Here is a 12,688-nt window from a genome sequence, read left to right as displayed (position 1 = left end):
TTTGTCCTATTTTAGCGTCAGACTTTTAGCAATACGCGCCAAGGTTTCTGTAGGCACTTTACCCACAGCAACCACTTCTGCATTACCCACGGTTTCTGAAACTAACGACAAACCATTACGAGTAATCAATTCTTCGGGTAATTTGCTTGTCCCTGCCCTTGCCACATAAACTGAAATATTCGCCAATCCATCGGTCAGTGCAATATATTCCACCGTTTCATGGCTGCCAATCAATCTATGGTGGTCACGAACAACCACTATAAAGCCAGCAGGAAGCCAAGAAAACTGCCAGTTTTGGCCATCTTGGCGCTCGGCTTGATCTATCACTGCTGGCCACTCTTGCTTATAGGCTTCGAGTAAAATAGCCGGCGGTTCACTGAGTTCGATAAGTTCAATCACCATAATTTGCTCAAGTAATTGCTTATCTTGGGTCAGCATGTCATATCTGAGCGGCAAATAGGTTTCCATATCGATCCAAACCTGAAAGCCATAGCGAAATTCATCATTAGGCAGCAGGCGGATCATTTGACCTGGACGACCAGCAATACGGCTTCGACCACCTAGCACAAATTGATAACCGACTTCTAAATCAGCCATGTTAGCGGAAAACGCAGCGGGCCATACACCTTGAATATGATCGGAAACAATGCTGTAAGCAGGCTCATCATGTTCTATAAACGTGACACGATTACCAACACGAACCGCATTTTTAGGCGGCCCATTAAGGTATTCAAGAAAGGCAACTTCTTGATTATTAACCTTACCGTGCAGATAAACCAAAGGCCGAATATGATCGGCCTGAAGTTGAATGATGGATGCTTTAAACTCTTTTTCTTTTAAAGCCTGACTCATTTTATCGAGCCAGACTTTGGCTGCCATGTCTTCTTGCGCCATCGCAGGAAAGACCAAGGCGAATAAAGCCAATAGGATTAGACGCAAGCTAACTCCTCATTATTAATTAGGAACAGGTACAACGTCGTTATTGTCCTCTACAACCGCACCCGTGTTCAATCGTTGTTGCAACATATGATCTTGAATATAAGTATTAATTCTGTGACGCTGTTCGTTCACCTGATCATTACTATGACCTTGGTTTTGTTGTACTGGCCCCGTTTGCAAACTCACTGGCGATGCACTGCCAATCAGAGGTCGAGTAATCAATACTGGTGACGGCGATGCGGCGTCATCGGCAGTTTGATTATAATTTTGCACACCCACAATCGCAAACATGGCAACGGTTGCTGCAATAGCATATTGACCAAATTGCTTAAACAAAGGCACTACGCGACTTTGTTCACTATTAGCATTAGCAGCAATTTGTGGAGCTGTTGACGCACGACTCTTGGGCGCAATAATGGCTGGCTCAAGTTCGATGGCAGCGGCAATACTAGCAGACAGATCTAACATAATATTTTGAGGTAACTCACCCCGCATTGCATCGCCTATCATATGATAGTTATGCCATTTATCATGTGAATGTGTATCAGCAGCTAAATCTGCCATGGTCTGCGCATCAGTCTCTCCATCGACTGTAGCAGATACCCATTCTTGACCTAATTTATCCATTTTTCACCTGTCTAAATATAAGGATGTCATTCTTCCAGCAAGGGCTGGAGTTTTTTATCTATCGCTTCACGAGCACGAAAGATACGCGATCTTACTGTGCCTACGGGACATTCCATGACGATGGCGATATCTTCGTAGCTCATACCGTCGAGTTCCCGCAACGAAATAGCCATTCGTAATTCTTCTGGCAGCGTTTCTAAGGTATCGAAAATCACTTTTTTGATTTCTTCCGATAACAATAGCCGTTCCGGGGAGGCGAACTCCTTCAGCGCGTCACTGCCTTCATAATATTCGGCATCTTCTGCATCAACATCATTAGCGGGCGTTCTACGCCCCTGTGATACGAGATAATTCTTCGCAGTGTTTACTGCGATGCGGTACAACCAAGTATAAAATGCACTTTCACCGCGAAAGTTTGGCAAAGCTCGATAAGCTTTGATAAACGCTTCCTGTGCGACATCGGCAACGTCCGCTTGGTTCCGTACATAACGGGATATCAAGCTAATGACTTTACTTTGATATTTAAGCACTAACAGGTTAAAAGCGTTTTTATCACCTTGTTGTACGCGCTCAACTAATTGTTGATCACTTAATTGTCCACTCATCCGAGCCGACTTCTCCTAAATCTAAAATGCTGATTTCTCAGTCGCTCGAATCATATTCACTTATGTAGACTCGCGTACTTTGAAAAAGTTCTAAAAAATATACAAAAAAAGTAAGGTTAAAAGGAAAGTACCCATAATCCGTGAGTTGGTTTACCATAGTTGGCACTCTTCAGTCACATCATGATACCCGATGAAACAAGTCGTTGAACACCAATCTGACATATTAGTCATAGGTAGCGGTGCCGCAGGTCTGACACTAGCTTTGCATCTTGCTGAAAAAGCAAAAGTAATTCTGCTTTCAAAAGGCCCACTCTCGGAAGGGTCGACTTACTACGCCCAAGGCGGTATCGCCTCCGTCTTCGACGAAAGTGACACTATCGAATCCCATGTTGCAGACACATTAATCGCAGGTGCGGGTTTATGCGACAAAGACGTCGTCACTTTTACCGCTGAAAATGCTAAGAGTGCGATGCAATGGCTTATCGAATGTGGCGTCGCCTTCGATAAAGAAGAAACCACAGACGGCAATGCAAAAGACGCACCTTACCATTTAACCCGTGAAGGCGGCCATAGCCACAGGCGTATTTTGCACGCCGCCGATGCTACAGGTAAAGAAGTCCAAACCACATTACAAGAACGTGCACTCGCCCACCCCAATATTCAAGTATTAGAACGCTATAACGCCATCGACCTCATCACCACCCGTAAATTAAATCGCCCAGGTAATCGTGTATTAGGTGCTTACGTGTGGAATCGCAACGAAGAGCACGTTGAAACCGTTAAAGCCAAGTTTGTTGCGTTAGCAACGGGCGGCAGCTCTAAGGTCTATCAATATACCTCAAACCCTGATGTGGCTAGCGGCGATGGTATTGCTATGGCATGGCGTGCTGGTTGCCGTGTAGCAAATATGGAGTTCAATCAATTCCATCCGACATGTTTGTACCATGCCGATGCCCGCAATTTTTTACTCACCGAAGCGCTACGCGGTGAAGGTGCTTATTTACGTCGTCCAGACGGCAGTCGTTTTATGCCAGACTTTGATGAACGCGCCGAATTAGCTCCAAGAGATATTGTTGCCCGCGCCATTGATTATGAGATGAAGCGTCTTGGCGCCGATTGCGTGTATCTTGATATCAGCCATAAAGAGGCTGACTTTGTGATGAAACACTTCCCGACCATCTATAGCCGCTGCTTAGAACTGGGCATTGATATCACTAAGGATCCAATCCCAGTGGTTCCCGCTGCGCACTATACCTGCGGTGGCGTAATGACGGATATGCACGGCCAAACAGATCTGAATGGTCTCTATGCTATTGGTGAAGTCGCTTATACAGGACTCCATGGTGCGAATCGTCTTGCAAGTAACTCATTACTCGAATGTTTGGTTTTTGCTCGCGCAGCGTCGCAAGATATTGAGAGCCAACTGAATAAAATTAAAATGCCAGGACAGATCCCCGCATGGGATGAAAGCCAAGTATCGAACTCAGATGAAGAGGTCGTTATTGCCCATAACTGGCATGAATTACGGTTATTTATGTGGGATTATGTCGGTATTGTGCGTTCAGATAAACGTCTTGAGCGCGCACTGCGCCGTTGTATGATGTTGCAGCAAGAAATCCAAGAGTATTATAGTAATTTCAGAGTCAGTAATAACTTGCTTGAGTTACGTAATTTAGTACAAGTAGCGGAGTTGATTATTCGCTGTGCTATGGATAGGAAAGAAAGTCGTGGACTACATTTTAATATCGACCATCCCGAAAAAGTAGACTCTCCTCAGCCAACCATTTTACTGCCTGAAAAATAAGGTTTTTACTGTAGTTTGTTTTTACTATCGTTTGATTATAGACAGACTAAATCTTGGAAGAAGATTTAGTCTGTTGTATTTTAGCCCGCAGCAACAGTCGACATAAAAGTCGATAATCAGTATCCACTAACATATCCGCCCAAACCATCAACAGCCGCTGCTCGGCATCCACTTCAATATAAATCAAGCAAACAAAGGGCGTGACCCACGTTCGTTTCAGCACTTTAAAATGTTCCCCCGTAGACAAACGTCCCTCACCTTTATCATTAAGCATAAAACCTAAACGCCAATGCTGTAGTCGCCACAACTGCGACAGCAAGAAAATACAGACCAGTGCGATAAAAAAATATTTAAGCAAGGATAAGGCGATAATGTCGCTTTGGGGCCAAAGTAGGAAAGCACTAGAACAGACACAAACAAAAACGACCAACGAGAGTCGTTGGTCGAGGGAGGCTTTTACACTAAAACTAGGGTGCTGGTCTGCCACGGACTTTAACGACTATGCGCGCCAGTTCAGCATCAGGGCAAACTTCATGGCCCATAAACCAAGCAAATAACTCAGGATCTTCACATTCCAATAGACGAATAAATGTGGTTTTATCTTCATCGCACATTTCTTGATAAAAATTTTCAACAAATGGTTGAAACAAAACGTCTAATTCCAACATTCCACGTCGACATGCCCAGCGAACCCTTGCTATGTTCATTAATTCCAAGGTATTTCTCCCAACACAAATTTGGCGTTAGTCTATCAGCTCACTGGCTAAAGTGTCGATCATCCCTTGTGACTGAATGATAAAATCAACATTGCTGCAGTTGTGTATCGAGCCCAGCAAAAAGATCACTAAAATCGGTATCTAACAAGCGTTTTACTGCGGGGTGTTGGATCATTCGCTCGGCAAACATCACATGATATTCCTCTTTTACATCAATAGTTTCACCAAGTAAATGCATGCCGTGGGAAGTGACCTCTTGGCGGTAAATCGATGGAGTGACAAAAATGCCGCGCTTAAGATAACCAAAAGCTTTCATCATCGCCGCATCATCAAATTCCCCTAAAATGCTCACCTTAAGATTTTGTTCATCAAACCAGCGATATAACTGCTGCCCGAGTGAAGTTCTACGACTGGGGATTAGTAATTGACCTTGTTCTAAACAAGCAGGAAAATCAGCACTGTAAGTGTCAGCAGAAAAAAAACTCACACCGCACTCCCCTAATTTTTTAGACAATATTTCAGGATATTTCAATGATTCACCCGCACAATCAGAGAGGATCATATCCAATTTATGCTCACGTAACCGCGCCATTAGGCTCTCATGGGTCGCTTCATAGCAAGCCAAATGTATAGAGCTATCAGTGGGGACCACTGATAGCAAAACACGACTAACCAATGCCTTAGACAAAGCGTCAGCAATACCCACTTCAAAAAGCATCGCATCCGCTTTTTGATAATTAAGCAAGTCGAGCATTTCGTAGCTGAGGCTAAACATTTTATCAGCATAGCGAAACACCAGCTCCCCCATCTCAGTGGCCTCTAATGAACGACCTACGCGCTTAAATAAACTGCCGCTAAGCCTATCCTCTAAAGCACGAATTTGACCTGTGACTGTTTGTGGCGTTAAACATAGTGCTTCAGCCGCCTTAGCGACCGAGCCCTTTTTCTTAATCATCCAAAAATAATACAGATGGTTGTAATTTAAATGCATGCTGATCCATTGTTCACCCCTAATATCTAAGACATTAAAGGATTTGCCGCGTTATTGTAACCGTTGACAGTCGAGTAAGTTCGTCACTACGCCTTGCAACTGCTCTATATCTGTAGCATTCCCCAAACTTACCGCTTCGGTCACGCCAGACACCAAAACATCACGTTCGGGAATACGGCCAGCACAGTAAACCCGATTGGCCTCTTGGAAACGTTTACCACCTCGGTATTTAAGTGCCCTTGATTCATAGCCATTAGTCTCTAATCTTACCCCTAATGCATCAGACTTAAACATTAGAGCCCCATCGACGATTCCTTCAAGGTAACTTTGACACGTTGCTGAACTGGCATCTTTATTACAATCTAATATTTGTGAGGCACTTACTGTTGAAGAGAGGCATAAGAGTGTTGCCACTGTCATAAATTTCATATTGATCATAGTCATACTCCTTTTTTAGGTAATACTTTTGATAACCAGAAATAACCAATTAACGCCGCCATCATAGAACCCATTAAAGTACCAAGACGTGCTAAATCGCCGTACATAGGGTCTGCGTGCTCAAAGGCGAGTGATGCGATAAACATCGACATCGTAAAACCAATACCACACATGGCTGCGACTGGGGCAATTTGCATCCAACCCACACCATCGGGTAATCGAGCTAGCTTAAGCTTCACCGCAATGAAACTAAACAACATGACACCAATAGGCTTACCCAGCATGAGGCCCAATGCAATGCCAACCGGCACAGGAGAGATTAACGTCTCTAAGTTAATGTTACCTAAATACACACCAGCATTAGCAAAGGCGAATACAGGTAAGATTAAAAAGGTGCTCCATGGATGCAGGCTATGCTCTAAACCTTCGGCGGGTGAGCTACCATCTTTGGCTCGCATTGGGATACAAAACGCAATAATAACGCCGGCAAGAGTAGCGTGAACACCTGACTTAAGCACGGCGACCCAAAGGATTAATCCTAAAATGCCATAGGGTAAAAGTGAGGTGACACCTTTTCGGTTTAATCCAACTAACCCTACTATCGCTAAACTGGCAACCACTAAACTGATGGTCGAAAGGTCGCTACTGTAGAACAAAGCGATAATCACGATGACACCCAAATCATCAATAATTGCCAGCGCTAACAAGAAGACTTTTAGAGACACAGGAACGCGGCTACCCAGTAATGCCATGATCCCCAAAGCAAACGCGATATCGGTGGCAGCAGGAATTGCCCAACCCGCTTGCGTGACAGGATCACCATAGTTAAACAACAAATAGACTCCGGCAGGGACTATCATGCCGCCAATTGCCGCGAAAGTAGGTAAAGACGCTTGAGCGACACTGGATAAAGCGCCTTCGAGTAACTCACGTTTAACTTCAAGACCAATCAATAAAAAGAATATGGCCATCAGACCGTCATTGATCCATAAAAGAAGGGGCTTATGAATATTAAGTACGCCAATTTTGATTTGCACGTCAGTGCTAAGAAAACCTTGATAAAGTGAAGCTAAGGGGGAATTTGCCATCAACATGGCTAAGGCAACAGCAACAAGTAGCAGGATACCGCCAGCGGACTCTTGACTCAAAAAATTTCTGATTGCTTTTTCCATCGTACACTCCTAAAAAACATAATGAATTGAGTGTAGACGAATAATAACAACAAATAAAATCGTGATTTTCGACTAGAAACCTCGGTTATCCCGAGGTTTTTATTAAAAATGAGAATTTATACGGCGACAGGCGCTTTGATATGGGGATGAGGATCGTAGTTTGTCAGTTCAAAATCATCGAATTGATAATCAAAAATTGATTCAGGTAAACGCCGAATCGTCATCGTGGGTAGCGGTTTGGGTTCACGGCCAAGTTGCAATGCCGTTTGTTCCATATGGTTGGAATAAAGATGAGTGTCGCCACCTGTCCACACAAAATCACCTAAAGCCAAATTACATTGCTGGGCAACCATCATAGTGAGCAGAGCGTAACTGGCAATATTAAAGGGTAGACCTAAGAATACATCGCAGCTACGTTGGTAAAGTTGGCAAGATAACTTACCATCGGCCACATAAAACTGGAAAAATGCATGGCATGGTGCCAACGCCATTTTATCTAACTCGCCCACATTCCATGCCGAAACGATAAGACGACGAGAATCAGGTTGAGCTTTTATCTGCGCAATTACTTGTGAGATCTGATCGATAGCATCACCACTTTGCGTTGGCCAGCTGCGCCACTGGGCACCATAAACAGGGCCTAAATCGCCATTTTCATCGGCCCATTCATCCCAAATACTGACTTTATTCTCACGTAGATAGGCAACATTAGTTTCGCCCTTTAGGAACCACAGCAGCTCATGAATAATAGATCGCATATGACATTTTTTGGTACTCACCAAAGGGAACCCTTTGCTCAAATCAAAGCGCATTTGATAGCCAAATACTGAGCGAGTTCCCGTGCCCGTGCGATCCGATTTATCGACGCCTTCGGCCAAAATGTGCTTCATTAAGTCTATATATTGTTTCATTACTGCTTATCCTGCTTACGAAAAATCAAATACATACCGATTAACACCATAGGTACTGAGAGTATCTGCCCCATGGTTATAAATCCCCAATAGAGTCCAAGCTGCGCATCAGGTTGTCTTACCGTTTCAACCACTATACGGAAAACACCGTAACCGACTAAAAACATTCCCGACACCGCACCCACTTTATTTGTGCGTTTACTAAACCAATAAAGCAGTAGAAATAGCGCCATACCTTCAAGTACAAATTGGTACAACTGCGAAGGATGACGAGCATCTAATCCACCCGCTGGAAATACCATACCCCAAGGCATATCTGTAGTGCGCCCCCAGAGTTCGCCATTGATAAAGTTACCAATACGCCCTGCCCCTAAACCGATAGGCACCACAGGCGCCACCATGTCTGCAACAGCAAAAAATGGTCGTTTTTGTTGCCACGCGATATAAATCATGGCGGTGATTACGCCTATCAACCCACCATGAAACGACATACCTCCTTCAGATATTTTAAACAAATACATCGGGCTAGCCAGAAAATAATCAAAATGATAAAAAAGCACGTAACCAATACGTCCGCCTAATATCACCCCTAGAAAACTATAAAATAGCAGATCGGAAACTTGATCACGTGTCCATAATCCCTTGGAGCGATCCGCTTGACGGTTAAGCAACCACATCGCCGCCACAAAGCCAACTAAATAGGTAAAACCATACCAGCGCAGTGCAGGCTCAAAGCTTTCGCCAAAAAGATTAAACGGTCCAAATGATACGATCACAGGATCGATATTGGGAAAACTCAGTGCCATAACATATCCATTAACCACCTCAAATAGAGGTAAAAATCAGGTCAGCATTAACTTCAAACCGACACACAAAAGTAACAGTGCAAATATTTTCTTAAGCACTGGGGTAGGCCAAGAGCTGGCCGCGTTTACCCCCACTGGTGCCATCAACACTGACGTTACTACTAAACCAAACAATGCAGGTAGATAGATAAAACCTAAGGTGCCATAGGGCAGTTCAGACGCATTAAAGCCTGCAATGACATACCCTAAACTGCCTGACAATGAAATTAATAAACCTGTCGCAGCCGAAAAACCAATAGCGTAACGCATCTGCAGGCCAAAGAAGGTTAAAAACGGCACTAATAAAACGCCACCACCAATACCCATTAGTCCTGCAATCATGGCGATAAAGGTTCCGACAATGAATAACACTGGCGCACTGGGTAACTGACGGCTCGACTCCGCTTTAAAGGGATAAGCCATTTGAATCGACATAAGCACCACAAATATCGCAAAACCCTGTTGTAATGTTACTGCAGAAATTTGTTCCGCAATAAATGCCGAAGTTAACGCCCCCAGCATGAGCCCCGGCAACATAGTTCTAAATAACGGCCAAGGAACATTACCGCGTTGATGGTGTGCTCGTGCTGACGAAATCGACGTCAGAATAATCGCCGCCAGTGACGTGGCTATTGCAATATGGGGTAATTGAGCGGAATGAATACCAACCGATGGCAGAATATAAAGTAGCGCCGGCACCACAATCAAGCCACCACCAATACCGAGTAGTCCGGCCATAAAACCGACAAAAGCGCCTAGGGCTAAGCAGATTAAGAATACCGACAACAAACTATCCACAGAAACACACCGAGCGAATGCTAAACCGAGGACATCAGCTTAAAGCAAAAGGCAGCATTAGTTAAGAATGCTCTCAAGGTCTTGCTGACTTAAATACTCTTTAACTAATTCACGCACTTGGAAACCGTTGGATAGACGCAGCGCTTTGGCAAGCAATTGATCTAAATCGGTGCGCGCAACGCGACGTAGTAAATAATTAATGCGCGCTAAACTGCCCTGATTCATGCTCAATTGATCATATCCCATCGCAACCAACAAAATGGCTCCCATGGGCTCACCCGCTAACTCGCCACAAATGCTAATGTCGAGCTTATGATGTCGGCAATCGAGGAGTGCTTGATGCAACGCCCGTAAAATGCCCGGATGAAAACTATCAAATAACGAACTTACCCGTGGGTTATTTCTGTCGACCGCAAGTAAATACTGCGTTAAATCATTACTGCCAACAGAGACAAAATCGACTCTTTTAGCCACATCATTGAGCTGATATAACATGGCAGGCACTTCGAGCATAATGCCAATTCTTGGCATAACAATATCGATATTTACATCATTTTTTAATTCAATATAAGCTTGCTGCAAATACGCCAAAGATTGATCGATTTCATCTAAGTTACTCACCATAGGCAATAAAATACTTAGCTGCTTACCGTCGCCTCCAGCTTGTAACATGGCCCGTAACTGCACTAAAAATAATTCAGGATGATCCAGTGACAAACGGATCCCGCGCCATCCCAGAAAAGGATTGTCTTCTTTAATCGGAAAATAAGGCAGAGGTTTATCGCCACCCACATCTAAAGTACGCATCACCACAGGTCGGCCCGATGCAGCCAATAACACCTGTTGATACACTTTAACTTGCTCAGATTCACTCGGAAAACGTTGCTGCAGCATAAAAGGGATTTCAGTACGGTAAAGCCCTATTCCATCGGCTCCGGTGGCAATTTCAGAAGCTACACCGCTGAGTAATCCGGCGTTTAAATACAAACGAATACGCGAGCCATCGAGCGTGACTGAAGGTAAGGCTAGCTCCTGAGCGTATTGACGTTGCAACGCTTTTTGCGCCGAAATTAAGCTGCGATACTCACCAACAACAGCTGGGGATGGCGACACTAATAACTGACCACGGCTCGCATTCACCACTAAGAGTTTCTGGTCAATATTGGCCGATAATAATTGCTCAACGCCAGTAATCGCCGGCACACCTAAGGCGCGGGCTAAAATAGCGGCGTGGGAGTTCACGCCGCCAAGTTCGGTAACAATCCCAGCAAGCTTTTGCCTTGGAAACTCTGCCAACATAGTCGCATCGGCTTCACGGGTAATAAGTATCACCGGTTTGTCAGGCTCAAGCTCAAGCCGCTCCGGCTCAATTAACTGGCGCAATACCTTTTGACCTAAGTCGCGGATATCACTCGCGCGCTCTTTAAGATAAGGGTCTTCCATCGCTAAAAACTGTTGGATATAACGTAAAGACACTCGGCTCACCGCCGACTCAGCCGCCCAACCTAATTGCACTTCACGGGCGTATTCGCCACCTAAACTGGCATCATCAAGCAGTAACTGCAATGCATTGAAAATAGAGACAACTTCTTCATCCTGCTCACGATCAAACCGCTGCGACAAGGCGCCAATGGCTTCTTTACAGCGCGCCATTGCAGCCGTTAAGCGACTGGACTCATGGATAATATTGTCACTACGTACATCGGGCTGTTCGAGGGCGATTTCGCCACCCAGCACAAATGCGTAAGCAATAGCGATACCGTTCGATGCAGAGGTACCTTGAAACACTATTTGATGTTGATGGGAACTGACTTGTGCTTTCTGTTTTAAACCGCGCACTGCCATTGCTAACTGAGCGGCTAAGGTCATCAAGAAGGCTTCTTCACCTTCGCTGAATTGACGCGCACTCGCTTGCTGCACCACGATAACGCCAACGACCGCTTTCTGGTAGATAATAGGCACGGCTAAAAAAGCACGGTATTCTTCTTCAGCAACTTCAGGAAAGAGTTTGAATCGTGGATGAAGCCTTGCGTCTGCTAAGTTAACCGCTTCTTCTCGCTGGGCAGCGAGTCCAACTAATCCTTCACTCAACGGCATGCGCACACGTCCGACAGCGCTTTTTTTAAGGCCATCCGTTGCAGATAACACCAATTCTTGCTCCTCTAAGATATAGATGGAACAACATTGAGTAGCCATTGCCGCTTTCGTTGAGGTCACTAAAGTTTCTAGTGCGGTCTCTAGGCTGTTGGCTGATGCCACGGCCTGCGTAATATCCCTGAGTGTATTTAACACTGTTTTCAATCCTATTTTGAAAATCAGTCCGTTGTTTTTTGTCTTCCCCGTTTTCTCGGTATTTCCTGAATCTGGAATGACAACGCCGTTGCTGCGAACTCTTTCATCACTTTACGATAAACATCCCGTTTAAATGAGACAACTTGCCGCACAGGATACCAATAACTTACCCAACGCCAATCGTCAAATTCAGGATGCCCTGATAAGCTTAAATTAATCGCACTGTCTTGGCTTTTCAGTTGTAACAGAAACCACTTTTGTTTTTGGCCAATACACACAGGTTTACTGTCTTGCCTCACTAAACGTTTTGGCAAACGATAACGTAACCAAGAACGCGTCGAAGTTAATATATCCACATGATCGGGTCTAAGGCCAACTTCTTCATATAATTCACGGTACATCGCCTCTTCGGCCGTCTCGCCATCGTCAACACCGCCCTGAGGAAACTGCCATGAATGTTGACCGAAGCGTCTAGCCCACATGACTTGGCCATATCTGTTACAAATTATAATGCCCACATTTGCGCGAAAGCCGTCGCTATCAATCACAT

At 44.7% G+C, this 12,688-nt stretch carries 14 protein-coding genes; 1 reads left to right on the top strand and 13 read right to left on the bottom strand.

What is annotated here, in order from left to right; genetic code table 11:
* Window positions 1-6: 6 nt before the first annotated feature.
* From ACRN9H_RS13050 to rpoE, 3 genes are read right to left on the bottom strand one after another with little or no spacing between them, the layout of a single operon-like run.
* Complete coding sequence (locus tag ACRN9H_RS13050) at window positions 7-939, bottom strand: MucB/RseB C-terminal domain-containing protein (protein WP_263188811.1); 933 nt, start codon at window positions 937-939, stop codon at window positions 7-9.
* 15 nt (window positions 940-954) lie between these two features.
* Window positions 955-1,566 (bottom strand): sigma-E factor negative regulatory protein, encoded by a 612-nt coding sequence (locus ACRN9H_RS13045; protein WP_432314265.1) that lies wholly within the window; start codon window positions 1,564-1,566, stop codon window positions 955-957.
* Between the two features lie 26 nt (window positions 1,567-1,592).
* Entirely contained in the window at window positions 1,593-2,171 is a 579-nt protein-coding gene (gene rpoE, locus ACRN9H_RS13040) for an RNA polymerase sigma factor RpoE (RefSeq protein WP_432314264.1), read from the bottom strand.
* A gap of 190 nt (window positions 2,172-2,361) precedes the next feature.
* Between rpoE and nadB the strand changes: the two genes are divergently transcribed.
* Window positions 2,362-3,975, top strand: coding sequence for an L-aspartate oxidase (gene nadB / locus ACRN9H_RS13035; protein WP_432305397.1), 1,614 nt, complete (start codon window positions 2,362-2,364; stop codon window positions 3,973-3,975).
* A 46-nt stretch (window positions 3,976-4,021) separates the two neighbouring features.
* Here the strand turns inward: nadB and ACRN9H_RS13030 are convergent, their stop codons facing one another.
* The 10 genes from ACRN9H_RS13030 to rppH form a co-directional block, all read right to left on the bottom strand.
* A complete protein-coding gene (locus ACRN9H_RS13030; RefSeq protein ID WP_432314262.1) occupies window positions 4,022-4,462 on the bottom strand; it encodes a protein YgfX in 441 nt (146 codons plus the stop codon).
* Window positions 4,443-4,691, bottom strand: a complete 249-nt coding sequence (locus ACRN9H_RS13025; RefSeq protein WP_220774538.1) for a succinate dehydrogenase assembly factor 2 — start codon at window positions 4,689-4,691, stop codon at window positions 4,443-4,445. Before ACRN9H_RS13025 ends, ACRN9H_RS13030 begins: the two co-directional genes overlap by 20 nt.
* Window positions 4,692-4,776: 85 nt before the next feature.
* Window positions 4,777-5,682, bottom strand: coding sequence for a transcriptional activator NhaR (nhaR, locus tag ACRN9H_RS13020; protein ID WP_220774537.1), 906 nt, complete (start codon window positions 5,680-5,682; stop codon window positions 4,777-4,779).
* Between the two features lie 51 nt (window positions 5,683-5,733).
* The gene (locus ACRN9H_RS13015; protein ID WP_432314260.1) at window positions 5,734-6,120 is read right to left on the bottom strand and encodes a hypothetical protein; all 387 of its coding nucleotides are present in this window, start codon (window positions 6,118-6,120) and stop codon (window positions 5,734-5,736) included.
* Window positions 6,121-6,122: 2 nt separating this feature from the next.
* A complete protein-coding gene (nhaA, locus tag ACRN9H_RS13010) occupies window positions 6,123-7,292 on the bottom strand; it encodes a Na+/H+ antiporter NhaA (RefSeq protein ID WP_432314258.1) in 1,170 nt (389 codons plus the stop codon).
* Between the two features lie 116 nt (window positions 7,293-7,408).
* Entirely contained in the window at window positions 7,409-8,203 is a 795-nt protein-coding gene (gene thyA, locus ACRN9H_RS13005; protein WP_432314256.1) for a thymidylate synthase, read from the bottom strand.
* Complete coding sequence (gene lgt, locus ACRN9H_RS13000; protein WP_432314254.1) at window positions 8,203-9,009, bottom strand: prolipoprotein diacylglyceryl transferase; 807 nt, start codon at window positions 9,007-9,009, stop codon at window positions 8,203-8,205. Before lgt ends, thyA begins: the two co-directional genes overlap by 1 nt.
* 36 nt (window positions 9,010-9,045) lie before the next feature.
* Window positions 9,046-9,846: a sulfite exporter TauE/SafE family protein gene (locus ACRN9H_RS12995; protein WP_432314252.1), complete on the bottom strand. Its 801-nt coding sequence runs from the start codon at window positions 9,844-9,846 to the stop codon at window positions 9,046-9,048.
* Window positions 9,847-9,903: 57 nt separating this feature from the next.
* A complete protein-coding gene (gene ptsP / locus ACRN9H_RS12990) occupies window positions 9,904-12,138 on the bottom strand; it encodes a phosphoenolpyruvate--protein phosphotransferase (RefSeq protein ID WP_432314250.1) in 2,235 nt (744 codons plus the stop codon).
* Between the two features lie 23 nt (window positions 12,139-12,161).
* Entirely contained in the window at window positions 12,162-12,686 is a 525-nt protein-coding gene (gene rppH / locus ACRN9H_RS12985) for an RNA pyrophosphohydrolase (RefSeq protein WP_432314248.1), read from the bottom strand.
* Window positions 12,687-12,688 lie beyond the last annotated feature (2 nt).

The sequence above is a fragment of the Shewanella sp. MF08487 genome (assembly GCF_050848685.1).
Lineage (GTDB): Bacteria > Pseudomonadota > Gammaproteobacteria > Enterobacterales > Shewanellaceae > Shewanella > Shewanella glacialipiscicola.
Note: the sequence above shows the minus strand (reverse complement) of the source record. Positions and strands in the feature narration are given on the sequence as shown.

Excerpts from the sequence above, each read along its gene's own strand:
- ACRN9H_RS13015 (WP_432314260.1), bottom strand. The coding sequence starts at position 6,120 with ATGATCAATATGAAATTTATGACAGTGGCAACACTCTTATGCCTCTCT.
- nhaA (WP_432314258.1), bottom strand. The coding sequence starts at position 7,292 with ATGGAAAAAGCAATCAGAAATTTTTTGAGTCAAGAGTCCGCTGGCGGT.
- rpoE (WP_432314264.1), bottom strand. The coding sequence starts at position 2,171 with ATGAGTGGACAATTAAGTGATCAACAATTAGTTGAGCGCGTACAACAA.
- thyA (WP_432314256.1), bottom strand. The coding sequence starts at position 8,203 with ATGAAACAATATATAGACTTAATGAAGCACATTTTGGCCGAAGGCGTC.
- lgt (WP_432314254.1), bottom strand. The coding sequence starts at position 9,009 with ATGGCACTGAGTTTTCCCAATATCGATCCTGTGATCGTATCATTTGGA.
- ACRN9H_RS13045 (WP_432314265.1), bottom strand. The coding sequence starts at position 1,566 with ATGGATAAATTAGGTCAAGAATGGGTATCTGCTACAGTCGATGGAGAG.
- nhaR (WP_220774537.1), bottom strand. The coding sequence starts at position 5,682 with ATGCATTTAAATTACAACCATCTGTATTATTTTTGGATGATTAAGAAA.
- nadB (WP_432305397.1), top strand. The coding sequence starts at position 2,362 with ATGAAACAAGTCGTTGAACACCAATCTGACATATTAGTCATAGGTAGC.